This window comes from Micromonospora echinofusca, from assembly GCF_017614955.1.
GTDB classification, from domain to species: Bacteria; Actinomycetota; Actinomycetes; order Mycobacteriales; family Micromonosporaceae; genus Micromonospora; species Micromonospora echinofusca_A.
In genome coordinates, this window is the sequence record NZ_WVUH01000770.1 from 1 (window position 1) to 341 (window position 341).

1 protein-coding gene is annotated in these 341 nt (G+C 71.0%); it reads left to right on the forward strand.

Annotation, left to right across the window (positions count from 1 at the left end; genetic code table 11):
- Positions 1-341, forward strand: a 341-nt coding sequence (locus GSF22_RS36265; RefSeq protein WP_208818012.1) for an acyltransferase domain-containing protein, incomplete at both ends; no start/stop codon positions are given.

Here is a 341-nt window from a genome sequence, read left to right on the forward strand (position 1 = left end):
CGCGCACGTGGCCGGGGTGCTGTCCCTCGCCGATGCGGCGCGGCTGGTGGCGGCTCGTGGTCGGTTGATGCAGGCCCTACCCGGTGGTGGGGTGATGGTGTCGGTGCAGGCCACGGAGGCGGAGGTGGTGCCGCTGCTGGCCGACCGTTCAGACGCCGTCGGTGTCGGTGCGGTCAACGGCCCGACCTCGGTCGTCGTCTCGGGTGCGGAGGCGGCGGTCGAGGAGGTCGCGGCGCATTTCCGGGGGTTGGGTCGTAAGACGAAGCGGCTGTCGGTGTCGCATGCGTTCCATTCGCCGTTGATGGCGCCGATGCTGGACGAGTTCCGTACGGTGGTCGCCG